The 25,179-nt window shown below is 61.1% G+C and carries 20 protein-coding genes and 3 pseudogenes; 10 read left to right on the top strand and 13 right to left on the bottom strand.

Translation table 11 applies throughout. From position 1 onward, the window contains the following. The first annotated feature begins 471 nt into the window (after window positions 1-471). Window positions 472-1,202, top strand: a pseudogene (locus NCR98_RS22815) (helix-turn-helix domain-containing protein). 45 nt (window positions 1,203-1,247) lie between these two features. Here the strand turns inward: NCR98_RS22815 and NCR98_RS22810 are convergent. Beyond that, window positions 1,248-1,553, bottom strand: coding sequence for a porin (locus NCR98_RS22810; protein WP_250527398.1), 306 nt, complete (start codon window positions 1,551-1,553; stop codon window positions 1,248-1,250). Between the two features lie 493 nt (window positions 1,554-2,046). On the opposite strand from NCR98_RS22810, the gene NCR98_RS22805 reads away from it, so the two are divergent. Beyond that, the gene (locus tag NCR98_RS22805; RefSeq protein ID WP_250527397.1) at window positions 2,047-2,715 is read left to right on the top strand and encodes a carboxymuconolactone decarboxylase family protein; all 669 of its coding nucleotides are present in this window, start codon (window positions 2,047-2,049) and stop codon (window positions 2,713-2,715) included. Window positions 2,716-2,783: 68 nt separating this feature from the next. Here the strand turns inward: NCR98_RS22805 and NCR98_RS22800 are convergent, their stop codons facing one another. The 4 genes from NCR98_RS22800 to NCR98_RS22785 all read right to left on the bottom strand — a co-directional run bounded on the left by NCR98_RS22800 (window position 2,784) and on the right by NCR98_RS22785 (window position 5,455). After that, the gene (locus NCR98_RS22800; RefSeq protein WP_284503922.1) at window positions 2,784-3,497 is read right to left on the bottom strand and encodes a dihydrofolate reductase family protein; all 714 of its coding nucleotides are present in this window, start codon (window positions 3,495-3,497) and stop codon (window positions 2,784-2,786) included. 84 nt (window positions 3,498-3,581) lie between these two features. Next, window positions 3,582-4,424 (bottom strand): SDR family oxidoreductase, encoded by an 843-nt coding sequence (locus tag NCR98_RS22795; protein ID WP_250527395.1) that lies wholly within the window; start codon window positions 4,422-4,424, stop codon window positions 3,582-3,584. 82 nt (window positions 4,425-4,506) lie between these two features. Beyond that, window positions 4,507-4,728, bottom strand: coding sequence for a hypothetical protein (locus NCR98_RS22790; RefSeq protein WP_250527394.1), 222 nt, complete (start codon window positions 4,726-4,728; stop codon window positions 4,507-4,509). A gap of 64 nt (window positions 4,729-4,792) precedes the next feature. Beyond that, window positions 4,793-5,455 carry an NADPH-dependent F420 reductase gene (locus NCR98_RS22785; protein WP_250527393.1) on the bottom strand — a complete coding sequence of 221 codons (663 nt, stop codon included), beginning with the start codon at window positions 5,453-5,455 and terminating at the stop codon, window positions 4,793-4,795. Between the two features lie 121 nt (window positions 5,456-5,576). Between NCR98_RS22785 and NCR98_RS22780 the strand changes: the two genes are divergently transcribed. Continuing rightward, window positions 5,577-6,488, top strand: coding sequence for a LysR family transcriptional regulator (locus NCR98_RS22780; protein WP_250527392.1), 912 nt, complete (start codon window positions 5,577-5,579; stop codon window positions 6,486-6,488). 94 nt (window positions 6,489-6,582) lie between these two features. Here the strand turns inward: NCR98_RS22780 and NCR98_RS22775 are convergent, their stop codons facing one another. Then, window positions 6,583-7,632, bottom strand: coding sequence for an NAD(P)-dependent alcohol dehydrogenase (locus tag NCR98_RS22775; RefSeq protein ID WP_250527391.1), 1,050 nt, complete (start codon window positions 7,630-7,632; stop codon window positions 6,583-6,585). A 274-nt stretch (window positions 7,633-7,906) separates the two neighbouring features. Further along, window positions 7,907-9,026: pseudogene (locus NCR98_RS22770) on the bottom strand (IS3 family transposase). A gap of 69 nt (window positions 9,027-9,095) precedes the next feature. On the opposite strand from NCR98_RS22770, the pseudogene dmeF reads away from it, so the two are divergent. Both dmeF and NCR98_RS22760 read left to right on the top strand, forming a co-directional pair. Further along, window positions 9,096-10,047, top strand: a pseudogene (gene dmeF, locus NCR98_RS22765) (CDF family Co(II)/Ni(II) efflux transporter DmeF). Window positions 10,048-10,230: 183 nt separating this feature from the next. Then, window positions 10,231-11,646, top strand: a complete 1,416-nt coding sequence (locus tag NCR98_RS22760; RefSeq protein ID WP_250527390.1) for an MFS transporter — start codon at window positions 10,231-10,233, stop codon at window positions 11,644-11,646. A 59-nt stretch (window positions 11,647-11,705) separates the two neighbouring features. Here NCR98_RS22760 and NCR98_RS22755 read toward each other — a convergent pair whose 3' ends face one another. Both NCR98_RS22755 and NCR98_RS22750 read right to left on the bottom strand, forming a co-directional pair. Beyond that, window positions 11,706-12,722 (bottom strand): zinc-dependent alcohol dehydrogenase family protein, encoded by a 1,017-nt coding sequence (locus NCR98_RS22755; RefSeq protein ID WP_250527389.1) that lies wholly within the window; start codon window positions 12,720-12,722, stop codon window positions 11,706-11,708. Between the two features lie 77 nt (window positions 12,723-12,799). Continuing rightward, a complete protein-coding gene (locus NCR98_RS22750; protein ID WP_250527388.1) occupies window positions 12,800-13,633 on the bottom strand; it encodes an SDR family oxidoreductase in 834 nt (277 codons plus the stop codon). Window positions 13,634-13,964: 331 nt separating this feature from the next. Between NCR98_RS22750 and paoA the strand changes: the two genes are divergently transcribed. The 5 genes from paoA (at window position 13,965) to NCR98_RS22725 (ending at window position 20,603) form a co-directional block, all read left to right on the top strand. Then, window positions 13,965-14,615: an aldehyde dehydrogenase iron-sulfur subunit PaoA gene (gene paoA, locus NCR98_RS22745; protein ID WP_250527387.1), complete on the top strand. Its 651-nt coding sequence runs from the start codon at window positions 13,965-13,967 to the stop codon at window positions 14,613-14,615. After that, complete coding sequence (locus NCR98_RS22740) at window positions 14,612-15,580, top strand: FAD binding domain-containing protein (RefSeq protein ID WP_250527386.1); 969 nt, start codon at window positions 14,612-14,614, stop codon at window positions 15,578-15,580. Before paoA ends, NCR98_RS22740 begins: the two co-directional genes overlap by 4 nt. A 2-nt stretch (window positions 15,581-15,582) precedes the next feature. Then, the gene (paoC, locus tag NCR98_RS22735) at window positions 15,583-17,796 is read left to right on the top strand and encodes an aldehyde oxidoreductase molybdenum-binding subunit PaoC (RefSeq protein ID WP_250527385.1); all 2,214 of its coding nucleotides are present in this window, start codon (window positions 15,583-15,585) and stop codon (window positions 17,794-17,796) included. Window positions 17,797-18,028: 232 nt separating this feature from the next. Further along, window positions 18,029-19,441 carry an MFS transporter gene (locus NCR98_RS22730; protein ID WP_250527384.1) on the top strand — a complete coding sequence of 471 codons (1,413 nt, stop codon included), beginning with the start codon at window positions 18,029-18,031 and terminating at the stop codon, window positions 19,439-19,441. Beyond that, window positions 19,404-20,603 carry an amidohydrolase family protein gene (locus NCR98_RS22725; RefSeq protein WP_250527383.1) on the top strand — a complete coding sequence of 400 codons (1,200 nt, stop codon included), beginning with the start codon at window positions 19,404-19,406 and terminating at the stop codon, window positions 20,601-20,603. Before NCR98_RS22730 ends, NCR98_RS22725 begins: the two co-directional genes overlap by 38 nt. On the opposite strand, the gene NCR98_RS22720 is transcribed toward NCR98_RS22725, so the two are convergent. From NCR98_RS22720 to NCR98_RS22705, 4 genes are all read right to left on the bottom strand, one after another. Then, window positions 20,597-21,571, bottom strand: a complete 975-nt coding sequence (locus NCR98_RS22720) for an SMP-30/gluconolactonase/LRE family protein (RefSeq protein WP_250527382.1) — start codon at window positions 21,569-21,571, stop codon at window positions 20,597-20,599. The two genes, NCR98_RS22725 and NCR98_RS22720, sit on opposite strands and share 7 nt — an antisense overlap. A 26-nt stretch (window positions 21,572-21,597) precedes the next feature. Further along, window positions 21,598-22,431: an SDR family NAD(P)-dependent oxidoreductase gene (locus NCR98_RS22715; protein WP_250527381.1), complete on the bottom strand. Its 834-nt coding sequence runs from the start codon at window positions 22,429-22,431 to the stop codon at window positions 21,598-21,600. Between the two features lie 66 nt (window positions 22,432-22,497). Beyond that, window positions 22,498-23,637: a zinc-binding dehydrogenase gene (locus tag NCR98_RS22710; protein WP_250527380.1), complete on the bottom strand. Its 1,140-nt coding sequence runs from the start codon at window positions 23,635-23,637 to the stop codon at window positions 22,498-22,500. Window positions 23,638-23,695: 58 nt separating this feature from the next. Continuing rightward, the gene (locus tag NCR98_RS22705; protein ID WP_250527379.1) at window positions 23,696-25,156 is read right to left on the bottom strand and encodes an aldehyde dehydrogenase family protein; all 1,461 of its coding nucleotides are present in this window, start codon (window positions 25,154-25,156) and stop codon (window positions 23,696-23,698) included. Window positions 25,157-25,179 lie beyond the last annotated feature (23 nt).

The raw sequence follows: 25,179 nt of genomic DNA, 5'->3' as shown, positions 1-25,179 counted from the left end.
AAGACATTGCATCGACGCATCGATATCTTCACCGCTACGCCAAGATTTCGATATCACAGACAGTCAGCACGCTGCCGCCGGCCTGATCTACTTCGCTCTCCCGCAAATCGCGCAAAAGGCCGGAGCGTTAAAATTATTACCATAACCAGCGATGGTCGGTAAATAAATCTAATGGTCTCCATGTTCACTTAAGTTTATGTCAAGCGAAATTTAGCCAGCCAATGTCATCCAATCAGTCAACAATATTTCAATCGCTCGGCTACTTGAAAGAACTGCTTTCGAAGGCCGGCGTCTATTCATCGCCACGCTGGTGGATCGAAAGCCCGCTGCAGTAGACTCGATCCGCCAGCACCCTCAGTTCTGTCCTATTGAGGCGTTGCATTTCGGATTGTGTATAGACCGGGGACATGGGTAACACCTGTTCCAGGACATGGATAACACTCCGGACGAATCGTTCGTCCGGAGTCGATCATGTCTTGGGATAGCAAAAACACCATGGAATTGCGGCTTGAATTCGTGAAGTTTGCCATGCAAGAAGGCGCCAACCGGCGCGCCTTGTGTCGTCAATATGGCATCAGTCCGAAGACCGGTTATAAGTGGATCAGGCGTGCCGAGCAGCGCGACGCCGAGTTGGCCGACCGGCCCCGACGTCCCGTTCATAGCCCCACGCGTACTGCTACGGACCTTGAAGCGAGGGTGGTCGAGATGCGTGAGAAGCAACCCGCTTGGGGTGCAGCCAAGATTGCCCGTCGCATGAGCGATCTGGGTTGTGTTCAGGTGCCTTCGACAAGTACGGTCACGCGCATCCTGCATCGGCACGGCTTGATTACGGCCGAGGCCAACACTTCAGGAGTTTGAAGAGTGCTCAGCAGGCCTTCGATGCGTGGCGCCGCGTGCACAACCACGAGCGACCGCATCAGGCGCTGGACATGGCCACCCCGTTCTCGCGCTATAGACCGAGCCCGCGAGCGTATCCGGAACGTCTGAGCCTGATCGAGTACGGTAACGCAGACGCGGTGGTCCGGGTGGGTACTAACGGTGAGGTGCGGTTCAAGTCGCAACGCTTCAAGGTCTCGAGCGCATTGGCTAATCTGCACATCGCCTTCAGGCCGTGCGCCGAAATCGACGGTAGTTACGATGGGTATTTCGCTCATCAACGGATCGATACCATCAGCTTGAAGGAACGCGATAAAAGGAGCTAAATGTGTTACCCATGTCCTGACACACCTGTTGCCCATGTCTACGGTCTATACAGGATTGCAAACATCCACGGATGAATACGCGAATTCGACGTTAGTCGCACCGAGCGCATAAGCGAATCCTGCCTTGATGTCCTGTTGCGACGAACCCGCGAACACGCCGTCGGTGGACACGGCGCCATTCGCCGAGCGAGGATTGTTTATCTTCAAATAGGCCACCGCCGCAGTAAGGCTGCCGATGGTGTATTGCGTGGCCGCGCTATACATGTGGTTGTTCGCAAAATCCGTGTCGTTGCTGAAGGCGTACATCGCTTCGGCTTTCAGCCCTTGCAACGCCGGCGCGGTGTACTTCACGGAGATGTTGATGCGGTAATCGAAATCGGCATTGTCGTATCAAACGGATGCGATCCCACGTCACCGCTGACCCAACCCGCCAACGTCAACGGGCTCTACAAGTCGATCGTGGATATGAATCCGCAGCGGCAACGTGAAGGCGCTGCCCTGCGGCGTGCCGGCGGTCAATTGAACGACATAAATGCCGGGAGAAAAGCCGCCAGTATGACAATCGCCATATAGCAGGGACGTTCCCGCTTCGCCTGACTACTTTTGCATGGATGGATTGGTTCATCCCGATCTTCTCACGTAGTCTGCTTTCCGGCCAGCGTGTAAAGTCTTCGAACATTCCTATAGCATTGGAACAGGCATGACCCCGAAAACGAGCCACTTCCGACGAGCCATGCTCCGCGCAGCGCTAATTGCGGCGTGCCCCATGTCAATGGTTGAAAGTCGCCTCGCGATTGCAAGTTCCGCCGGACGACCCTCGCACACACTTACGGAGCGTTCCACCATGTCTTCCGATTCGATACCGGCAGCGCAACTGTCTACTTTGCAGACAGCCATCATCCCCATAGCAGCGTTCGCGGCGTGCGGACAAATAGACCATTTGAACGGCGCGCTCGAGGACGGCCTCGATGCAGGCCTGAGCGTCAATGCCATCAAGGAACTGCTGGTTCAGGTGTACGCATACGCGGGATTTCCGCGTAGCCTGAACGCGTTGGGCGCCTTCATGAAAGTCGTCGATACACGACGGGAGCGAGGCATCGAGGATACAGTCGGACCGTTGCCGAGTCAGCCTGCACCTGTAGGCGACGCGCTGCTCGACGCTGGAACGCGAATTCAGACCGAGCTTGTCGGCAGCCCCGTCAAAGGCCCGCTCTTTGATTTTGCTCCGGCAATCGGACAGTTTCTGAAGACACACCTGTTTGGCGATATCTTTCTGCGCGACAACTTCGACTGGCAGGCGCGGGAAATCGCAACCATCAGCATGCTGTCCGCGCTCGAGGGCGTCGGTTCGCAACTGCAATCACATTTAGGTGTGTCGATGAACGTCGGCCTGACAGAAGCTCAGCTCCGGGAGTGCATCGCCATTCTGGCTCGACGCGTCAATCAAACCATGTCGGACCGCGCAGAAGAAGCGCTCACGTGCTTACTCGACAGCAAGAAAAACAAAGCCTAGAGACGACCCGGCGCGACTGTCCGTCCAGCCACAGCCGCCTGGCGATGGCCGGATGGAGACCGTACATGTCAGCCAGCCGAGTTGCGTTTGTATTTCAGATGCACGACGTCGTGATCGAGTTTAGACAGCGCATCAAGAGAAAATGTCGACGGCACGCTGACTGTCGATTCGATGAAACTCTGAATGCCGGTTTCACCGTCGGTGAACGGGCACAGAAGAAGACTCATCTCGTCGATGAGATCCGCTTTCAGGAAGCCGCCGTTGATGGTGCCCCCTCCCTCCAGCAGCAAACGTCGAATGCCAAACTCGGTTGCGAGCACGTTCATCGCCACAGAAAGATCGATGGCGTCGGTGCCCGCGAACAGATACGAAATGCCATCGCGCTGAAGTTCGGCCAGATGGGCATCCGATACCTGCTCGGTCAACACCATGACCGGAGCGTCGCCATTCACCCGTCCGGTATTCAGATGCAGCTTGCCGTGCGCATCGAGTGCTACGGCAAACGGCCCCTTGACGACACCCGGCGCCCGCCAGGTAGTTCTCGGCAAGCGTTCGTCGCTCGCCACGGGTTGGGGGTCTCCTTGCGCAAATTCGGCCATCGTCACGCGACCGACTATCCATGCATCACCGTTCAGCTTCCGGTGGATCTCTTCGTACATTCCTGAGTAGTCGAAGAGGCGGGGCCAGTTCTTCGTAACGATCCGGCCATCCAGAGACGACATCATGTGCAAGATAACGTGCGGCTTCAATCTGTTTCCCCTGACCAAATGGTGGTTTCCCATGGCAGGCCGGGCAGCCTGTCATTGATGAATCGGCGTGCCGACAACTGTCGTGGCGATTGATCCGACAGCCGCCGTGCGCCAGTGTTATTCGCCGGGCGGGAAGTCCGTCGAAGCAGCGATCTCCCTTTGCGCTTCGAACCCGTCGATGCGTTTGCGCAGCACCTGTATCGTCGAATCCAATGCCTGGGAGCCCAACACTAGACGCATTGGCGCTGGCTCGACGTCTACCGATTCGATGATGCGAGCCGCCATGCGTTTCGGGTCGCCCGCCGCCAGACCGTTTTTGGGGTCGAGCATTTTCTGGAAAGCATGTGCCGGCGTGCCCGAGTAAGCAGACGTGAGCGTTGCGACGCGCGCGCTGCCATAACGGAACTCCGTGCGCGCACCGCCCGGCTCGACAATGGTCATGCCGATACCGAACGGCACGACTTCCTGTGCGACCGATTCGACGAATCCTTCAATGCCCCACTTCGTCGCGTGATACATCGAGTTACCCGGGAACGCCACCTGTCCGCCGTACGACGAGATCTGGATCACGCGGCCACTCTTCTGCTTGCGCAGATGCGGCAACGCGCTTCGGATCAGATGAATCGAACCCATCAGGTTCGTGGCGACGATGTCTTCGACCTGACTGTCGGACAACTCTTCTGCCGCACCAAACAGACCGAACCCCGCGTTGCTGACAATCACGTCTATGGTGCCCAGTTCAGCGAATGCGGTATCGACGACCCGACGAACCGCTGACGCATCTGTGACGTCGAGAATCGCGGACGCGAACGTGTCGGGAAACTCTTTCATGAAAGCCTGGGCATCCTCGGCCTTGCGAACAGTGCCCAGCACGCGGTCTCCGCGTTCCAGCAACTGGTGGGTGATTTCACGCCCAAAGCCGCTGCTGATGCCAGTGATGAACCAGGTACGTCGTGTCATAGGTGTATCTCCTGTGGTAAGCAGTCAACGTGTTCGAAGCTGCGGGTTACAGACTGGCAGTGACGCGGACCGGGGATTGGAGTCATGTCACCCACTGCTTCACGGCTCGCGCCAGGTTCTTCGTTGCGCAGCAGCGAGCGCGGTCGCAGCGAGCCATCCGGAACTCCAGTTCTTCGATCTCCGCCAGCAACGCGGTCATTTCAGCCGTTCCGTTCGAGATGCAGCGATACCATAAATAGTCGAAGCGTGTGACGGCGACCCGATAACGTTCGAGCATCGCTGCATGAGGCAACTCGTTCAACATCGTCTGATCCTTCTCGGGTAGGCACAGGAGACGCCATGCTCTCAACTATCACTGCCGCATCAGGTCATGCGATCTTCAGCAGCGATTTCAGGCGAGCAAGCGTGGTGTTCGCACGAAATGCCTGTGTCCCCCGTTCGAAGCGACTTGCGGCCGCGAGTCCGCCCACCACCAGGGGTTCGCATCCCGCGTCCCTCACCAGGTGCTCGGCCCGGGCAACGGCCGTGGAGTCGTCGCCCGCGACGGGAACCGCGAGTCGCTGACTCGCCCGATGCGAAGAAGAGTCGACTTCCATTGCATCCACGCAGCTGAAAGCACGCACCACGACGGCGCCCGGGAATAACTGCTGCGTGGTCACTCCCACGCCGCGTGCGAAAGCGTCCGCTGCAAACTGCGAGGTGAGATCCGACGATGGATTGGCGGCGTCCAGCACCAGTTTTCCGGCAAAGAGGGACCCGAATTCGCCGGCAAGTGCGGGGAGGGAGGCGTAAGGCAAAGTCAGCAATACGATATCGGCAAATAACAGAGCATCCCCGACGCTCCCAACCTTCGCGTTCTTTCCCAGATGGCCAAAATTTTTGCCGAGCCGCTCCGGATGCCGGCTCGAGAACATCACTTCATGACCCGCGCGTACCCATGCCTTGCCCACGGAGCCGCCCATCCAGCCTGCGCCGACGACGGCGATACGCAAGGAGGTCGACGAGTTTTCACCGGAAGTACTCTCTCTCATTCTGTTCTCCGCCTCTGATTACCTGGACGAACGCTGCGTGACGATAAAAATCATTATAAGATTTCGAATCCACCTCAACAATTCGCGTTCAGCTTCATGCGTTACTGAGAGTAATTCAAAAATGGTTCGTGCTGGATTTTCAGAACTCAATGCCTTCGTTGCCGTCGCTGATAGTGGCAGCTTTAGCGCCGCCGCCCGATCGCTCGATGTTTCACCTTCTGCGCTTAGTCACTCGATGAAGGGTCTGGAAGGCCGACTGGGTGTCCGCCTGCTGAACCGCACTACCCGTTCGGTATCGCTCACCGAAGCGGGCGAGCATTTGCTGGTCAGGGTACGTGCGGCGCTGACCGGCCTGGACGAAGCGCTTGAAGAAACCTCTTCCCTGCGCGCGCGGCCCTCTGGGTCAATCCGCGTGAGCGCCGCCGAATCAGGCACGGCCATTCTGCTGCGACATGTACTGCCGGCGTTTCTGATCAAGTACCCTGACATCCACGTCGAGTTCGTCATCGACAGCCGGATGGTCGACATCGTCTCCGATGGTTTCGATGCAGGCATAAGGGTCCACGAAGATGTGCCTCGCGACATGATTGCCGTACGGTTTGGCGAGGACGTCCGCTTCGCGGCAGTGGCCTCGCCCGAGTACATCAAAAGGTACTCAAAACCTTTGAAGCCCGCCGATCTGCTGAAACACCGCTGCATTAGATTCCGGTTTGAAAGCGGCAGGATCTATCGCTGGGATCTCCGCAAAGGCAGTGGAGAGACTTCGATCGATGTCCAGGGCCCGCTGACTTTGGGCAACATCAACATGATGGTCGAAGCCGCGCTCGCCGGCATCGGCATCGCATGGGTACCCGAACACAGCATTGCGGAACACCTCGCGTCAGGCAGACTGGTCGACCTGCTGCCGAAATGGAGCCCATCGTTTGCCGGGTTATGTCTCTATTACCCGGCCAATCGCCATCCGCCCACGGCACTGCGCCTGTTCGTCGAAGCCATCCGCGAATGGGCATCGACACAAAAGTTGCCGCGCTAAGGGCGCCGCGCGCAGACAGTCGGGGTGCGAGCCGACGATTTCATCCCGCTCGCACCGCCAGTTCTGAATTGCCGGCGTCGACGTTGCGGCAAGCCTAGTTCAACGTCGCCATGTCGATGACGAAGCGGTACTTGACGTCGTGCTTCGCAAGGCGAGTCAGCGCTTCATTGATCCTCTCTGCCGGGATCAGCTCGATATCGGCCACGATGCCGTGTTTCGAACAGAACTCGAGCATCTCCTGGGTTTCCCCGATACCGCCGATATTCGAACCGGCGAAGCTGCGTCGGCCCTTGACCACCTTGAACGGCTGCACTTCGAGCGCGCTGTCCGGCAGTCCGACGAGTACCATGCTGCCATCGATGGCGAGCAGGTCCAGATACATGTTCACGTCGTGTCTGGCCGACACGGTGTCGATAATCAGGTCGATCTTCGACGCATACTTCTTCATCTGCGAGGCATCCGTGCTCAGCACTGCCTCGTCGGCACTGAGTCGCTTTGCGTCGTCGATCTTGCTTTGCGACGTGGTCAGGACGACGACGTGTGCGCCCATCGCTTTCGCGATGCGAATCGCCATGTGTCCCAGGCCACCGATGCCCAAGACACCGACCACCTTGCCTGGACCCGCTTTCCAGTGCTTGAGCGGCGAGTACACCGTAATGCCCGCGCATAACAGCGGCGCCGCAGCGGCCAGGTCGAGATTGGACGGCATGTGCAGCATGTATTTGTCTTTGCAGACATAGGTCTTTGAGTAGCCACCGTAGGTCATGCCGCCGAGGTACTTGTCGGGGGAATTGAACGATAGTGTGGTGCCGACTTCGCAGAACTGCTGCAAGTCGATCTTGCAGCTCGCGCATTCTCCGCATGAATCGACGATGCAGCCGACGGCGGCCAGGTCGCCGACCTTGAACGACGTGACCGCACTGCCCAGCTCGGTCACGCTACCGACAATTTCATGCCCCGGCACCATCGGATACTTCGAACCGCCAAAATCGTCGTTGATGAGATGCAGGTCTGAGTGGCAGATACCGCAGTAAAGGATGTCGATTTTCACGTCATCCGGTTGCAGTGCACGGCGTTCGATCAGCTTTTGCTGCAGCGACTTGCCAGCTTCTTCGGCGACGATTGCTTTTACAGATTCAGTCATCTGGATTCGTTCCCTCAACGGTTTCATTGCGGCCCGCCACACGACATTGTGGCGAAGCGGCGCTGCGGCCCATGCATCGGGTGATTTTAGGAGACAAGTCCAGCGCCAACAATGCATTGCTGTCTTTACGCCTTCATGAGCGTCGCTCACAAGTACGCCGGAAGGAGAAGGTCGACTCAAGCCTCGATCAGGTTGAGAAACAAAGGTGGCTTCGCTCGTTCGGACAGTTTTCTGAGATTTTTAAGTGGAGCGTCCGAGTCAATCATGCTGCCGATTAGATCGCTGGCAGCGTCGCGAAGTATGCCTCATCCGGCGTTTGATCCGCCAAGCTCGAATGGGGTCGTTTCCGGTTATATAGCTCGATGTAGTCGCCGATGGAGCGCCTGGCATCGCTGACCGACTCGTAGGCCCTTAGGTAGACCTCCTAATACTTGATGCTGCGCCATACGCGCTCGACGAACACGTTATCGCGCCAGGCGCCTTTGCCGTCCATCGACAGCCGCACGCCGCGTTCAAGTACGGCATTGGTGAACGCGGCCGCCGTGAACTGGCTAACCCTGATCGGTGTTCACGATGTCTGGCAGCCCGTAGCGGGCGAATGCTTCTTCGAGCGCCTCCACGGCATGTATCGCTTCCAGCGTAATTGCAACCCGGTGTGCGAGAACCTTGCGACTCGCCCAATCCACTACCGCCGTCAGATAGACGAAGCCGCGCGCCGTGGGAATGTACGTTGTGTCGAGCGAATACCTGATTGGCGCGCTCGATTTTCATGCCGCGCAACAGGTATGGCCAAATCTTGTGCTGCGGGTTACGTCGGCTCGTGTTGGGCTTGCAGTAAAGCGCTTTCACACCCATACGCTTCATGAGCGTGCGCACGCGACGGCGACCCACCCCATAGCCGTCCCGGCGCAACAGACGGACCAGCATTCGCGCTCCGGCGAACGGAAACTCCGGGTGCAGTTCGTCGATCCGGCGCATCAAGTTCTGGTCAGCCGCGCTGACCTGCCGCGGCCGATAGTACGCACTCGATCTTGCAATGCCGACGCTTCGCTTGCTGCGACACCGGTAACTGATGGCCACGGTCAATCATCGCTTTGTGCTCAGCAATCCGCCTTGTTGAGCGCGCCGCTTAAAGAATCATTTTCGAGAGAAAGCTGGCTGATCTTGGCGTGTAGGGTCTTCACGTCTACCGGCGGCTCGTTCGATACCACGCCCGCCGTTCCAAAAACGTCGGCCGCATGCTCCTGCAGCTGCCGTTTCCATTCCGTGATCTGGTTCGGGTGTACATCAAACTGCTGCGCTAGCTCGGCCAGCGTGCGCTCGCCTTTGACTGCCGCCAGCGCCACTTTCGCTTTGAACGCCGCTGAGTGCGTGCGTCGGGTTCTCTTCGTCATGTCCTTGGTTCCTTTGCCTGCATTATCGCTGGCTCAAGCCCCAGGCGTTCCACCTATCCCGCTGTCCGAATTCGCGCGGCCACCTCTCATCCGCATCCGCATCCGGCATCGGACGACCACAGCCATTCGTTCCTCGGCAGCTCGCACGACGAAAACGCCCGACGCACGAAATCGGTGGTGGCATTGACCTTCATCATGATGGTGGGCGAGATCGTCGCCGGTTATTTGACAGGCTCGATGGCGTTGCTTGCCGACGGTTTCCACTTGGCTACGCACGCAGGGGCGCTCGGCATTGCCGCCGCGGCTTACGCTTACGCTTACGCAAAACGGCATGCGAACGACCGGCTTTTCAGCTTCGGAACCGGCAAAGTGGGCGAACTTGCCGGATTTGCTTCCGCGCTAATCCTCGCGGTTATCTCGCTGGCGCTTGGCGTAGAGTCGGCGTTCAGGCTGCTTCATCCGGCCACGGTCGCGTTTGGTGTCGCCGCCATCATTGCAGTGGCGGCTCGGGCGGTGAACGTTGAGCGCTTTCCTGCTGTCCGGCGGGCACGCCGGACACGGGCATGGCTCGCATCACGACCATGGACATACTCACGCGCATGGGAAAGACAACAACCTGCGCTCGGCTTACGTGCATGTGCTCGCCGATGCGCTCACTTCGGTTCTGGCCATCGTCGCCCTGCTGGCCGGTCGATATCTGGGATGGGTCTGGCTCGATCCGCTGATGGGAATCGTGGGGTCATTGGTGATCGCGCGTTAGGCCTGGTCTCTCGTGCGAGATACGGCGGCCATCCTGCTCGACAAAACCGACGAGCACATTGCCGAAGAAATCCGCGATCTTCTCGGCAAGGACGACGATGTGCGCATCACCGATCTGCACGTCTGGCAAATCGGCCCCGAAGCGCACGCTGCTATCGTCAGTGTCGTCACGACAGAGCAGGTCACGACGCCCATGATCCGCGATCGATTGCTGCCCGTTCACGAGATCCGCCACTTGACCGTCGGGCGAACCCCAATCTGACAACTCGACTTGCAACCTGCCGCGCTTTCTCTCAGGTGTTAACCCCATCAGGACAAGTCCACGGTTGACACTCCGTCCAATCCACGAATAAGCTGAAGCCATATCATTTAGATGATTTTTGCTTCTGCGGTCGAGATCAGAACACCGCCATGACAAAATCAAGACCAGAAGAACGGAGACGTAATGAGCCAGCCCGGACAGCGCGCGAGCAACTGCGACGCGACCAGCCCTGATCACTTCGCTGAGGCTTTGGCTGCACGAACGATCGACGTCGTCGACCTGATCGACTCGGGCAACGTGTCTCCCCTCCAGAAGATCATTCTGTTTCTCTGTTTTCTCGTGCTTGCCGCCGATGGGTTCGATGCGGGTGCGATTGGCTACATCAGTCCGTCGCTGGTGGCGCACTGGGGCATATCGCGGGCCGCATTAGGTCCAGTGATGAGCGCGTCGCTGATAGGGTTAGGATTCGGCGCGCTAGTCGCCGGCCCCATCGGCGACAGAATCGGCCGAAAAGCCGTACTGGTCGCCTCAGTGGGCAGCTTCGGAATATTCAGCCTGCTCGCGGCTCACGCGGAGACGGTCGGCACATTGGTCGTACTGCGCTTGCTGACAGGCATAGGGCTGGGTGCCGCGATGCCGAACGCCCTCACGCTGACTTCCGAGTACGCCCCCGCGCGCCTCCGGTCTATTTTCGTCTGCATGATGAACTGCGGTTATTCGGCCGGTCTCGTCGTTGGGGGATTCATTTCGGCATGGCTGATTCCGCAATTCGGCTGGAAGGTCATACTCGTCATCGGCGGGGTCGCGCCGATGGCGCTGGCGGTGTTGCTCGCGCTGGTGCTTCCCGAGTCGATCGAGTTTCTCGCCCTGCGCCACGATCGCGACGCAACGATTGTGAAGATTCTGCGGCGCGTCTCACCCAGTGTGAATCCAAATGGCGCCACCTTCGTCATCTCGGCAAGAGACAGCGGTACGCAGAGACCGCGCGGCTCGTTCAAATTGCTGTTTGCCGCTAATCATCGACGCGGCACCCTCATGCTCTGGCTCGCCTATTTTATGGGCCTCATGATTTATTACCTGTTGATGAACTGGCTGCCGACGCTCATGAAAGATAGCGGCTTTTCGACGCGGGACGCTTCGTGGATGACGTCGATGTTTCCGCTCGGCGGTATCGCCGGGACATTGTGTGTCGGGTGGCTGATGGACCGGATCGACGGAGCACGTGTAATAGCGGTGACGTTCGGACTCACCGCGTTGCTGGTTGCGCTCGCAGGATCGGTCTCCGGCTACCCAGGTGCCATCGGCGTGGTGCTGTTTATGTGCGGGGCCCTGCTGATCAGCGCGCCCACCGCCATGTCCGCGCTAGCAATTGCTCATTACTCGACGCAATGCCGCGCGACCGGCGTGTCGTGGATGCACGGCATCGGCAGACTGGGCGGCGTAAGCGGCGCCGCCGTCGGCGCAGTCCTGTTGAGCACCGGCTGGAACCTTAGTGCGATCTTTGGCCTGCTGGCCGTGCCCGCCATCGTCGCGGGGAGCGCAATCTACTGGATGGCGCCATCACGACGACGCGGCGAAACGGCCGTAGAACGCGTCTGACTACCGTGCTCCAGCGCGCTGCCCCTGCGGCACGGACGGGACGCGCGCCAACCTGTCGATCAGACTAGCAGCAGCGTCTTGATCGCGCGCCGTTCGTCCATCGCCTTGTAGCCTTGCGCGACATCGGCGAGTGGCAGATGGAGATCGAACACTTTGCCCGGATTTATCTTGCGCTGCAGCACCAGGTCCATCAGGTGCGGCAGAAAGCGCCGGACCGGGGCCGGGCCGCCGAGCATGTTCTTCTGCGCGAAAAACAGTTGCTGACCATCGAACTCAACGCCGTGCGGCACACCGACGAATCCCATCGAACCGCCTGGACGCGTGCAGTTGAGCGCCTGGAACATGGATTCCTTCATGCCCACGCATTCGAGCACCGAGTCGGCGCCTATGCCGCCCGTCATTTTTTTCACCTGCGCCACGCCGTCGTCGCCGCGCTCGGTGATGATATCGGTTGCGCCAAACTCGAGCGCCAGATCCTGACGCGTCTTGTGCCGGCTCATGGCAATGATGCGGCCCGCGCCCATCTGCTTCGCGGCGAGGACCCCCATTAGTCCAACGGCCCCGTCGCCAACGACGACCACCGTCGAACCCGACTGAACGCGCGCCGCATCGGCTGCGAACCAGCCTGTGCCCAGCACGTCCGATACAGCCAGCAAATCCGGAATGAGATCGTCCGGCGGCAGTTCGTCAGTCGCCACCAGCGTGCCGTCGGCGAGCGGCACGCGCGCGAGCGGAGCCTGTGCCCCTGTCATGAACTCACGCTGTTCGCAGGAGGACTGAAAGCCGAACCGGCAATGCGGGCAACTGTTATCGGACAGAACGAACGAGCCGACCACGAACTGCCCCGGCTTGATCGTCTTCACAGCGTCGCCTACCGCTACCACTACGCCGCAGTACTCATGACCCATCGCCTTGGGCGGTCCCGCTTCGTTCAGGCCGCGATACGGCCACAGGTCGGAGCCGCAAACACAGGTCGCCGAGAGGCGAATGATGGCGTCGGTCGGCTGGATAATCGACGGTTCCGTCACGTCCTCGAAACGGACATCGCCGGGTCCATAAAGCATCGTTCCTTTCATCGTGTCGACTCCCCTGATGACATGATTGTCGCGTGAGTACCCGGTCCCCACTGGATGCGGAGGCGGGCTCGAGACGCTTACTTCGGCGCCAGATCGCCGTAGAAATAGGAGGCGGTCGTGCCGCCGTCCATGAGAAAGTCGCTTCCTGTGATGAACGCGCCATCGGGGCCCATCAGCAGCGCGCCGATCGTGCCGACTTCGTCGGGCGTTCCCGCCCGGCCACAGGGGCTCAACTCGAGCATGCGTCGATAATCCGCGCCGCGAGGACCAGACAATTCGTCTTTCGCAAGTGGCGTGATGATGATGCCGGGGCTGATCGTATTCACCCGCGCACCGCGTTTGCCCCATCTCACCGCTTCGGCCTTCACGCGCAGTGAGTTGCCGCGCTTCGACAGTTGATAGGCATGCAGCGAATCGGTGACCTGATCCGGCTGAAGCATCGGCAGCGTAAGCAGTTCTTCTGTGGGTGTAAGGGCAAGCGCTTCGTCCTGCTGCGCCGTCAACGCGCCCAGACGATGCCCGGACTGCGAGGAGATGACGATACAGGAACCGCCGGGTTCAATAATCTTGCCGAACACGTCGAGCACGACCGCCGTCCCGTACAGATCGACTTTGAGAATGACGTCGGGCGAAGCCTGCGAAGGCGACACGCCTGCCGCGTGAATGACGCCGGTCACCGCGCCCATGCGGCGCGCGGTGGCGGCCAGTGCTTCGATCGACTCTCTCGATGAAATATCGACGATCTCGGTCTCGACGTCGAAGCCGGCCTCGCTGAGCGTTTGAGCCGCCGCATCGTTATTTGCCTGCCGCAAATCCGCCAGCAGAATGCGTTTTCCCGCACTGACGCGCCGCGCGATCGCCTGCCCGATTGAGCCTGCGCCGATGACGACGGTCACATTCGTTTGTTTCATAGCGCCCTCTTCCCGTCCAGTTCGAACAATCTCACAGTCTAGGCGACCGGGTGCCGAAGGATAAGCCGTGCGCCGCAGCATATCCTTATGAGCCAGATTCACCATTCACCGGACCACGCAGCGGGAGATCGATGAATTTTTCTCATCAGGCCATGCAGGCAGACACCATTGTCGCGACGCGTCGATCCGATCTATGGTGGCAGCTTGCGCCTCTACGTCCGCGCAGGCCGCATTGCCCATTGCGGGGACGCGGACACCTGATAGCCTGACTCGATCGCACGGTATTTCCAAGCCGTGCGAACCGCACCGACTGATGCAAAGGAGCCCATGCATGGATGACCATTCCCCCACATTTTCGCGGCGTAACTTCTTGATTACGAGCGCCGCGGCGGCCACCGCGATCGGCGCCCGTCCGGAACTGGCCCTCGCAGGCGATAGCTCGACCGCGCCGATTTCCGAAGCCGGTCAGTCGACGGCGCGCGTCACGCTTAACGTTAACGGACAGAAGCACACGCTGGAACTCGACACGCGCACCACGTTGCTGGACGCTCTGCGCGAGCACCTGCATCTCACCGGGACCAAGAAAGGCTGCGACCACGGTCAATGCGGCGCCTGCACCGTACTGGTAGAAGGCAGGCGCATCAATTCCTGCCTGACGCTCGCGGTCATGCATCAGGCCGACAAGGTGACGACGATCGAAGGGCTTGGCAATCCCGGGCAGATGCATCCCTTGCAGGCCGCCTTCGTCAAACACGACGGCTATCAATGCGGCTACTGCACGCCGGGCCAGATCTGCTCGGCGGTCGGTATGCTCGATGAAGTGCAGCGCGGCGTACCGAGCCACGTGAGTGCCGATCTGGTCGCCAGACCGCTTCTGTCCGTCGACGAACTGCGCGAACGGATGAGCGGCAACATCTGCCGCTGCGGGGCGTATTCCAACATCGTCGAGGCCATCACCGAAGTCGCTGGAGGTGCCGCATGAAGCCCTTCACCTACGAGCGACCTACGACTCTCCACGAAGCAGCGGCCGCTGTGATGCGGCAACCAGGCGCGAAGTTCATCGCGGGGGGCACCAACCTGCTCGACCTGATGAAATTGCAGATCGAGACGCCCCACCATCTCGTCGATGTCAACGGCCTCGGACTCGAGCGCATCGAATTGACGCCCGAAGGCGGCCTGCGCGTCGGCGCGCTGGTACGCAACACGGATCTCGCGGCCAACCCGCGTGTCCGCCAGGATTACGGCGTGCTCTCGCGCGCACTGCTGGCCGGTGCGTCGGGCCAGTTGCGCAACAAGGCAACGACCGCTGGCAATCTGCTGCAACGCACCCGTTGCCCTTATTTCTACGACACCAACCAGGCGTGCAACAAACGTCAGCCGGGTTCCGGGTGCAGTGCGATCGACGGCGTGACGCGCTCACTGGGGGTGGTCGGCACGAGTACTTCGTGCATCGCCACGCATCCGAGCGATATGGCCGTCGCGATGCGCGTGCTCGATGCCACGGTCGAAACGGCCCAGGCGGGCGGGCAGCGGCGGCGCATTCCGATTGCCGACTTCTATCGCTTGCCGGGCAACACGCCTCACATCGAAACGAACCTCGAACCCGGCGAGATCGTGACGTCGGTGACATTGCCGCCGCCAATCGGGGGCGTGCATATGTATCACAAGGTGCGGGATCGGGCGTCGTATGCCTTCGCGCTCGTCTCGGTTGCGGCCGTCGTGCAGCCGGATGGAACGGGCCGCGTCGCGTTCGGCGGCGTTGCGCCGCGACCGTGGCGCGTGGAAGCGGCCGAGGCTGCGCTGACGAAAGGCGCGAAGGGTGCCGAAGGTGCCCACGCGCTCGCCGCGAGCGCTTTCGCCGAAGCGCGCCCGACTCCCGATAACGCCTACAAGGTAGCGCTCGCCGAGCGAACGCTCGGCGCGGTCCTGTCAGAAGCGAGGGCATAACGATGAAGTTCGATACACCTGCCACGACCAATCCGATCGACCAGCTCAAAGTGGTGGGACGTCCCACCGACCGCATCGACGGTCCACTCAAAACGACCGGCACCGCGACGTATGCATACGAGCATCACGAGGGTTTCCCGGCGACGCCCGCCTATGGCTTCGTGGTCGGCGCCGCGATCCCGAAAGGCCGCATCGTGTCGATGGATCTCGCCGCGGCCAGAGCCTCGCCCGGCGTACTGAACATCGTCACCGCGGCAAATGCAGGCAAGCTCGGCAAGGGCAACTTCAATAGCGCGAAACTGCTGGGCGGTCCCGAGATCCAGCATTACCACCAGGCCGTGGCCATCGTCGTTGCCGACACGTTCGAACAGGCGCGTGCGGCGGCTTCACTGGTGCGGGTCGAGTACGCGTCGGCACCCGGCGTGTACGATCTCGCGAAAGCGAAAGACGGCGCGGGACTCGCGCGGCCCAGCTCATTCGGCGGTCCCTCGCAGACCGCGGTGGGCGACTTCGCGAGCGCCTTCGACAGCGCGCCGGTCAAGCTCGACGCGACGTACAGCACGCCCGACCAGGCTCACGCCATGATGGAGCCGCATGCGTCCATCGCATGGTGGCAAGGCGACTCGGTGAAAATCTGGACCTCGAACCAGATGATCCACTGGGGACATGGCGACGTGGCCACCACGCTCGGCGTCAAACCCGAAAACCTGCGGCTGATGTCGCCGTATATCGGCGGTGGCTTCGGCGGCAAGCTGTTCGTTCGCGCCGATGCCGTCCTCGCGGCGCTCGGCGCAAAAGCAGCTGGCCGGCCGGTAAAGGTCGCGTTGACGCGTCCGCTGATGTTCAACAACACGACGCATCGTCCGGCGACCATCCAGCGCATCCGGATCGGCGCCGACAGGTCCGGCCGCATCACCGCGATCGGTCACGAAAGCTGGTCCGGCAATCTGATGGGCGGCGGTCCTGAAACGGCGGTCAACCAGACGCGCCTGCTCTATGCCGGCGCGAACCGGATGACCGCTACCCACCTCGCGCTGCTCGATCTGCCCGAAGGCAATGCCATGCGCGCGCCAGGCGAAGCGCCCGGACTTATGGCGCTCGAAATCGCGATGGACGAGATGGCCGGCCAGCTCGGGCTCGACCCGGTGCAGTTCCGCATTCTCAACGACACCCAGGTCGACCCCGAAAAGCCATCCCGGCCGTTTTCGCAGCGTCAGCTGATCAGGTGCATGCAACTCGGCGCCGAGCGCTTCGGCTGGGCACAGCGCAATCTGCAGCCCGGCTCACGTCGCGAAGGACGCTGGCTGATCGGCCAGGGCATGGCGGCGGCTTTCCGCAACAACCAGTTGACCCGATCGGGCGCACGCATCCGGTTGGATCGCGAGGGCCGGTTGACGGTCGAAACCGATATGACCGACATTGGCACGGGCACCTATACGATCCTCGCGCAGACTGCCGCCGAAATGATGGGCGTGCGTATCGAAGACGTGACGGTGCTGCTCGGCGATTCGACGTTCCCGACCTCGTCGGGTTCGGGCGGACAGTGGGGGGCGAACAACTCGACCTCGGGCCTGTACGCCGCCTGCGTGAAGCTGCGCGGGATGGTGGCGAACCGGCTTGGCATGAGCGCCGACGACGCCGAGTTCACGGACGGTGTCGTGCGGGCGGGGGGGCGCGCGGTGCCGCTCGCCGAAGCGGCGGCCGCGGGCGACCTGACGGCCGAGGACGCCATCGAATACGGCGACCTCGACAAGAAGTACCAGCAATCGACCTTTGGGGCGCACTTCGTCGAAGTCGCCGTCGATAGCGCCACCGGAGAAATTCGCGTACGGCGCATGCTGGCCGTCTGCGCGGCGGGCCGTATCCTCAATCCGAAGTCGGCGCGCAGTCAGGTGATCGGCGCAATGACCATGGGTGTCGGTGCCGCGTTGATGGAGGAACTCGCCGTCGACCGCCGTGGCGGCTACTTCGCCAATCACGACCTCGCGAGTTATGAGGTCCCGGTTCACGCCGATATTCCGCATCAGGATGTCATCTTCCTCGATGAGACCGATCCGATTTCCTCGCCGATGAAGGCAAAAGGCGTTGGCGAACTGGGACTATGTGGCGTCGCGGCGGCCGTCGCGAATGCCATTCATAACGCCACTGGCGTGCGCGTGCGCGATTACCCCGTCACGCTCGACAAACTGCTCGGCGGCCTCCCCGCCGTGGCTTGACCATAGCGATCGCGACCGGCTTCGAGCTGCGCGGCGTCAGGGCACCTGGTCCTGACCCCGCGTCACTTTCCAACACACTCCCCGCACGTAAACCCCACGCAAGCGCGGCTTGACTTCGTTTTCCTGCCCACCTAGCATGATGCAAATCATCTAGATAGTTTGCAGTAGTTGCTGCAGACGGGACGTTCACAAAAACGAGACCGTGGTTTGTCGTCGGACAGAGGAGATAGCGATGGAGACTCGTGAAACAGGCAACGTGAACGTATCGTCGAACGGCACGTTAGCGTCGCACGAAGAGGACCGCATCTACCGGAAAATTCTCTGGCGATTGATACCGCTCCTGTTCGTCTGCTATATCGTCGCCTACCTCGACCGCATCAATATCGGCGTGGCCAAACTGCGGATGCTGGGCGATCTGCAATTCAACAATTCGATCTATGCGTTCGGCGCCAGTGTGTTTTTCTGGGGCTATATTATTTTTGAATTGCCCAGCAATATCCTGCTCGACAGGATCGGCGCGCGCATCTGGATTGCGCGAATCATGATCAGCTGGGGTATCGTCTCGACGGCCATCGCGTTTGTCGAGCCGCTTGCTCATGCCGTCGGCATTGCGCCCTCCACGATGTTCTATCTTTTGCGCTTCCTGCTTGGCGCATGCGAAGCGGGCTTTGCACCGGGAGTTGTGCTCTATTTGAGTTACTGGTTTCCTTCGCGGCGTCAAAGCCAGGTTCTGGCCGCGTTCTTTCTGGCGCTGCCTATCGGCACCATGATCGGCGCACCGTTGTCCGGCTGGATTCTGGAGGCGATGAACGGTGCACTGAACCTGCGCGGCTGGCAGTGGATGTTCGTCGTCGAAGGGTTGCCTGCAGTAATGATGGGCTTCGTCGTGTTCTTCTGCATGCAGGACCGCCCCCACAACGCGCGGTGGCTTTCCGAGTCGGAAAAAGCGCTGGTCGAACACAATCTCACGCAACGGCAGGCCGAGACAAAACATCAATTCTCGGCCGCATTGACCGACATCCGTATCTGGCTGCTTTGTGGCATCTATCTCACGTACGCAACGGGTTTTTATGGACTCGCGTTCTGGCTGCCCACCATCATCCAGTCGGCCGGTGTAAAAAGCAGCTTCGATGTCGGCATGCTGACCGCGATCCCTTACGCAATTGCCGCCGTCTACATGTGCTATCACGCACACCATTCGCGCAAGACCGGCGAGCGGCGTCTGCATGTGGCGCTACCCGTGCTGATCGGCGGGATCGGTCTGATTCTGAGCGCGGTGTGGTTCCCGAACCTGGTGATCTCGCTGTTCTTCATGACCATTGCGGTGTCGGGTCTGATGGCGGTGATGACGGTCATCTGGAGTCTGCCCGCAGGCTTTCTTTCCGGCACCGCAGCGGCCGCAGGCATCGCGATCGTGTCCTCGGTGGGTAGTCTGTCCGGCATTCTCGGCTCGTTCGTGTCCAGCATTGCTTTTGAAGTAACCGGCACGATGAAGAGCGGCACGTATGTTCTCGGCGCGTTGATGGTGCTGTCCGGTTTGATCGCGCTGCTCGCTCCGCGAAGCACTTTCGGCGACCGCAAGATCGCGCCGCAAGCCGAAGCGCCGGATGGCGCACTCGCCGTCGGCAAAATATCGCGCGACTGAGCAGGAAGCCGATCCCATGACATTCACTGGCAACCGGATCCGGACGAGCCGCGAGCTCGCCGGGTGGCATGCCGGAGCCGACGCCGAGGCGGCGCTCGACCCCGATCTCGCTATCGTCGACACGCATCACCATCTCTACGGCGACGTGGCCGATACGCACCACTACCTGCTCGCGCAACTGAACGCCGACCTCGACGCCGGCCACCGTATCGCCGGCACGGTCTACGTCGAGGCATATCACGCGGGATGGCATACGGATGGGCCGCCCGAGCTGCGCTCGACCGGCGAGATAGAGCGCATCGTGCGCCTGACTTCCCACGCATCCTGCGGACTTGCTGAACCTGCCGCACCTAACCCGGAGTCGCCGACCAGCAACGCACATCGTATTGCGATTGGCATCGTGTCTCACGTGGACCTGAGTTCGGAGCACAGCATCGTTCCGGTTATCGATGCCCATTTGCACGCGGCGCAGGGCCGCTTGCGCGGCGTACGACAACAGGCAACGTGGGAAGGCGGCAATGTCGGCAAGTTCATCACCAGCACGCCGATGCCCAGCCTGCTGGGCGATCGGCGATTCCGCGCAAACTACGCAAGGCTGCAGGAATACGGGCTCTCATTCGACGCCACGGTCTTCCATACGCAACTGTCCGATGTTGCCAGTCTCGCGGATGCGTTTCCCGACATTCCGATCGTGCTCGACCATATGGGGATTCCGATCGGCGTCGAGAACTATGCGAGCCAGCGCGAGCAGGTCGTGAAGCATTGGCGCGGCGCGCTGCGCGAGCTTGCGCTGCGTCCGAATATCAGCCTGAAGATCGGCGGTCTCGGCATGCCGGTGTTGGGATTCCGATTCGAAGCACGGGCAAGGCCTGCGAATTCCTCAGAACTCGCCGAAGCATGGGGGCCGTTCATTCGCGACTGCATTGAGGCATTCGGCGCGGGCCGCTGTATGTTCGAAAGCAATTTTCCAGTCGACCGGCAGTCGTGTTCGTACTTCTCGCTCTGGAATGCCTATAAGATCGCGACCCGCGAACTGTCGTCGGCGGAGCGGGCCGACGTCTTCGGCCGGACCGCAGCACGCGTCTACCGGCTGCCGGTACTGGATTCAAGTTCATGGAGCAGCCGGCGTGGAGCCGGCTGTTCCGAACGACAGCGTCATTGATGCGAGAAGAGCGTCGCGCCTCGCGCGAAAGCTTGCGCCCGAAAAATCATTGCACGTCCCTTGCCCACCTCGTCCTGCGCCACGATCCTCACCTCCGTCGAACCCGGAATGAACGCAAGGCTGGTCGTCTTCAGAAAATGATTGTCGTCGCGCCCGGGCATCAGTATCTGTCCAATCGGCACGCCGTTCGGACTGAATGCCATGATGCGCCCTTGTGTGTACATCGCGACGTAGACGTTGCCGTCAGCGTCCGTGCGCATTGAATCCGGCGCCCGCCCTGAAAAGTGATAAGGCACCGTCCAGCCGAAATGCGAGTATGTCGTCGGGCTCTTCAGTTCGACACGATGCAGACGCCCGGCGCCGAATTCGGTCGACCACAATACCGAGCCGTTCGGACTCAGCGTCACGCCATTACTGGCCGCCATGTTTTGCAGCACGGGCGTGATGGTTTTCATATCCGACGCAACATAATAGACACCGCCGCTCGGTTGACCAGGCGAGCCCCGGAAGTCCGTAAAGTAGAAGCCGCCGTGACTGTCGAACGTGAGGTCGTCCGGTACGAAGCCGGCACTCGCAGGCACGATGTCTCGCGCGTTGCTGCCATCTGGGTCGAATGCGACGACCCTGCCGGCTTCGAAATCGCCCACACCCGCCACGAAAATCGTCCCGTCCCGATGAATCGCAATACCTGCGGGACGAAGCGTCAGATCGGTATAAACGGTGCTGAGTTCGTTATCGCGCGACAGCCGCAGCACTCTGCCGCCGTAAATATCGACGAACAGCAGATTACCTGCGCGGTCATACGCGGGCCCTTCGAGGGCCATCGCGACATCGGACACGCTGAAGTACGGTGCGGCCGTGACAGTCAACAGTCCTCTTTCGCTTTGGGGAATGGGCGATACGCCGCGCGTAAGGTCGTTGTGCAACAGCGCGTTCGATCGGTCGGCAACACCAGTAGGTTGGAGCATCGGATTCTCCTCACTCGATCCGGCGTTCAGCGCGGACGCATCGGTTTGGCGGGCTGCGGAACGTGGGTCATCAACGTATGGCTGAAGCCGCCATCCGTGAGAATGTCCTCGCCGTTGATATAGCCGGAACGGTCGCTTGCCAGAAACGCGATCACCGAGGCCAGGTCCACCGGCTCCGCAATCCGGCCAACCGGTACGATCTGGCGGCGCGCCTGCGCCACCGTGCTGTCCGAATAGGCTGCCTCGGTTGCCGTGGTGTGGACAAGCCCAGGCGACACCGCATTACAGCGAATGCCGTGCTCTGCCAGTTCGAGCGCCAGGACACGCGTGAGCATGACGAGCGCTGCCTTGCTCACGCTGTATGCGCCGCCGCTCGGCAACGGTGCGCGCCCGCAGATGGACGCGACGTTGACGATGCTGCCGCCATGCCCCGCTTCGATCATCTGCCGCCCGAAAATCCGCGTGCAGAGCAGCGCGCCGGTCACGTTCACATCGAGTGTGTGACTCCACGCCGCCATGTCGCCGTCGAGCAGCGCTCCGCCGTAGCCGACCGAGGCCGCGTTGTTGACGAGTACATGGCAAGGGCCGATTGCATCGCCGATTCGCGCGGCAGCCGTCGAGATGTCGTCGGCGCTCTTGACGTCGGCCTTGAAGGCCTCGGCCCTGCCGCCGCTGTCGCGAATCGCGGCGGCGACCGCGGACGCCGTCTCGAGATCGCGATCGATGAGCGCGACCGACGCGCCGAGCGCTGCGAGTTCGCGCGCGGTGCCCGCGCCAATCCCACTGCCCGCCCCGGTCACGACGCAGACGCGACCGTCAAGGCCCATCCACGAGTCGGTCTGATTACGTTGCTGGTTCATGCGTGTCTCCTTCGAATATTTGATTTCCTGTCGTACTGCCATGCCGGCGCGCGCGCGCCGTTCCGGCTATGCGTTACCGTGCGGCAGCAGCACCTGGCGAATCACCGAGCCCGCGGCCAGTTTGTCGAAGCCTTCGTTGATCTGATCGAAACGCAATTGCTCGCTCAGGAGCTTGTCCACCGGTAGCCGGTCTTTCAGGAACAGATCGACGTAACGTGGAATGTCGCGCTGCGGAATTCCGCCACCCATGAACGAGCCGCGCAGCACGCGCTCTTCGCTGACCCACGACAGATGATTCACGTTGAACATAGCAGTGGTCTTGCCAACGCCCACGCCCACCACCTGACCGCCGCGTACGGTGATCTTCTGCGCCGTGTCGACCGCCACGAGATTGCCCGATACTTCGAACGCGTGATCGACGCCGCCGTTCGTCAGTTCCTTGATCTTCTCCACCAGTTCGGGATCGCGCGCATCGAAACAATGGGTTGCACCACACGCCTTCGCCAGATCGAATTTACCAGGAAGAACGTCGATACCGATGATGGTCGCGGCACTCGCTTCGCGCGCCGCCATCACCGACGTTAGACCGACGCCGCCGAGTCCGAGCACTGCAACTGATTCGCCCGGTGCCACGCGTGCACTGTTGAACACCGCTCCAGCCCCGGTAACAATCGCGCAACCGAATAGCGCGGCCACGTCCATCGGCACGCTGTCGTCGATTTTTACCAGCGCTTGTGGCGTGACCACCGCGTATTGCGCATACACCGAGACGCCGCTGTAGTGATTCAGCCGGCTCCCGTCGAGCTTACGCAAGCGACGATGGCCGGTCGCCAGCATGCCTTCGTTACGCGCACCGGACACGACCTGGCAGATACCGGGCCGGCCGTTCAGGCAGAGCCGGCACTTGCCGCAACCGGCGACAGCCGCGATCGCGACGTGGTCGCCGGGCGTCAGGCCGGTGACGCCTCGCCCCAGTTCTCGCACGATGCCGGCGCCTTCATGACCGCCGACCACTGGCAACGGGCGCTTGCGATGCCCTTCGAGTACGGACAGATCGGAATGACACAAACCGGCGCCGCGAATCTCGACCAGCACTTCGCCTTCGCCCGGCCCTTCGAGTTCCACCTCTTCGATGAGAAAAGGGTTGCTCTGCGCGAACGGCATCGGCAAGCCCTGTTCATACATGACTGCTGCGATCATCTTCATTGAATCTCTCCCGTGTTCCATGCGTTGATAATCCCGGTCGTCGGACATGACGACCGCGTTAGCCCAGTGCGCAATCGATATGCTGGGGTCGAAGGAATTCGCGCAGGCCGTCTTCGCCCCATTCCGAGCCGACACCGCTATGCTTGTAACCCGTCATCGGCGCGTCGGGCCGCAGCGGACTGCCGCCATTGATCTGCACCGTCCCCACGCGTAGCGACGGCACCAGACGCAGGCATTGGTCGCGCTGGCCGAACAGATAGGTTTTGAGTCCGAGATCGGAGTCGTTCGTGATCTCTATCGCTTCCTCGACGCTGTGATAGGGCATCACGACGGAGACCGGACCGAAAATTTCTTCGCGCGCAATATTCGACTTGTTGTCGACGCCGCCGATCAGGACGGGATTCAGATACCAGCCCTTATCGATATTCGGCCGCCCGCCGCCGGCAATGATCGTCGCGCCGTCGGCCACCGCGGCGGCCACCGTGTTTTCGATCCGTTGCCGCTGCGCGGCGGAGACCACCGGCCCGAGGGTCGTGCTGCTTTCGCGCGGATCGCCCACCTTGATCTGCGGATACACCTTGCGGCTGATCTCGGCGAACTCGTCATAGCGGGAAGCTTCCACGAGAATGCGGGTTGGCGACCCGCACCCTTGTCCCGCGTTCCGCGCGTAACGCATGTGCAGCGACAGAGCGTATTTATCGAAGTCGACGCCCGGCAACATGACTGCAGCCGATTTCCCGCCAAGTTCGAGCACGACGCTTGCCAGGCCGGTGGCGGCCTGCCGCATCACCGTGCGGCCCACCGCGACCGAACCGGTAAAGCTGACTTTGGAAATGCCCGGGTGTTCGGTAAGGGCGCGCCCGATCTCCGCGCCGCCCGCAACGATGTTGATGGTGCCGGCGGGAAAGCCTGCGCGCCGCACCAGTTCGCCCACGAATAGAACGGCGAGCGGCGCCTGCGGCGACGTGAGCAACACGGCCGTGCAGCCGGCCGCCAGCGCGGCTGCGATCTTCGTCACGCCGATCAGGATTGGATAGTTGAATGCAGTAATTGCCGCGACCACGCCGACTGGCCGGTACGCGACGCTACTCACCGCGGAAAACGCCGGGTTGAAACCGAGTTGACGGGTCCTGTCACGCACGGCCGCTTCCGCGAACCAGCGCAGGAACATGATCGGCGTATCGATGTGATTGGCCTTCAGCGATGCCGGCGTGCCGACCTCCGCGATCAGCAGATCCATCAATGGGTCGCGGTTCTCTTCGAGCAGATCCGCGAACTTCAGCAGCACCTGTCTACGGTATGCGCCGTCGCTCCAGCTCAAGTCGGCGAACGCCGACTCGGCGCTTCGCACCGCGGCATCCACTTGCGACACCGACGCCGCTTTCAATTTCGCCACCGTCGCTTCGGTCGCAGGATTTACGACCTCGAGCCACTCGCCTTCGCCGCTCACCGGGTGACCGCCAATCAGCATGTCGGTACGAATGGGAAGTCTGGATTGATCATTGCCTGTGTTGCTCATGATTCGAGTCTCCTCCTCGTGAT

Origin of the sequence: Caballeronia sp. GAWG2-1, from assembly GCF_023631405.1 — a bacterium.
Taxonomy (GTDB): Bacteria; Pseudomonadota; Gammaproteobacteria; order Burkholderiales; family Burkholderiaceae; genus Caballeronia.
The sequence above is the reverse complement of the archived record's forward strand: the minus strand, read 5'-3'. Positions and strand labels throughout refer to the sequence as shown.

Coding starts and splice junctions, on each gene's coding strand:
- NCR98_RS22805 (WP_250527397.1), top strand. CDS start 2,047: ATGTCTTCCGATTCGATACCGGCAGCGCAACTGTCTACTTTGCAGACA.
- NCR98_RS22780 (WP_250527392.1), top strand. CDS start 5,577: ATGGTTCGTGCTGGATTTTCAGAACTCAATGCCTTCGTTGCCGTCGCT.
- NCR98_RS22730 (WP_250527384.1), top strand. CDS start 18,029: ATGGAGACTCGTGAAACAGGCAACGTGAACGTATCGTCGAACGGCACG.
- NCR98_RS22760 (WP_250527390.1), top strand. CDS start 10,231: ATGAGCCAGCCCGGACAGCGCGCGAGCAACTGCGACGCGACCAGCCCT.
- paoA (WP_250527387.1), top strand. CDS start 13,965: ATGGATGACCATTCCCCCACATTTTCGCGGCGTAACTTCTTGATTACG.
- NCR98_RS22795 (WP_250527395.1), bottom strand. CDS start 4,424: ATGACACGACGTACCTGGTTCATCACTGGCATCAGCAGCGGCTTTGGG.
- NCR98_RS22755 (WP_250527389.1), bottom strand. CDS start 12,722: ATGAAAGGAACGATGCTTTATGGACCCGGCGATGTCCGTTTCGAGGAC.
- NCR98_RS22790 (WP_250527394.1), bottom strand. CDS start 4,728: ATGTTGAACGAGTTGCCTCATGCAGCGATGCTCGAACGTTATCGGGTC.
- paoC (WP_250527385.1), top strand. CDS start 15,583: ATGAAGTTCGATACACCTGCCACGACCAATCCGATCGACCAGCTCAAA.
- NCR98_RS22750 (WP_250527388.1), bottom strand. CDS start 13,633: ATGAAACAAACGAATGTGACCGTCGTCATCGGCGCAGGCTCAATCGGG.
- NCR98_RS22775 (WP_250527391.1), bottom strand. CDS start 7,632: ATGACTGAATCTGTAAAAGCAATCGTCGCCGAAGAAGCTGGCAAGTCG.
- NCR98_RS22710 (WP_250527380.1), bottom strand. CDS start 23,637: ATGAAGATGATCGCAGCAGTCATGTATGAACAGGGCTTGCCGATGCCG.
- NCR98_RS22720 (WP_250527382.1), bottom strand. CDS start 21,571: ATGCTCCAACCTACTGGTGTTGCCGACCGATCGAACGCGCTGTTGCAC.
- NCR98_RS22725 (WP_250527383.1), top strand. CDS start 19,404: ATGGCGCACTCGCCGTCGGCAAAATATCGCGCGACTGAGCAGGAAGCC.
- NCR98_RS22800 (WP_284503922.1), bottom strand. CDS start 3,497: ATGGGAAACCACCATTTGGTCAGGGGAAACAGATTGAAGCCGCACGTT.
- NCR98_RS22785 (WP_250527393.1), bottom strand. CDS start 5,455: ATGAGAGAGAGTACTTCCGGTGAAAACTCGTCGACCTCCTTGCGTATC.
- NCR98_RS22740 (WP_250527386.1), top strand. CDS start 14,612: ATGAAGCCCTTCACCTACGAGCGACCTACGACTCTCCACGAAGCAGCG.
- NCR98_RS22715 (WP_250527381.1), bottom strand. CDS start 22,431: ATGAACCAGCAACGTAATCAGACCGACTCGTGGATGGGCCTTGACGGT.
- NCR98_RS22705 (WP_250527379.1), bottom strand. CDS start 25,156: ATGAGCAACACAGGCAATGATCAATCCAGACTTCCCATTCGTACCGAC.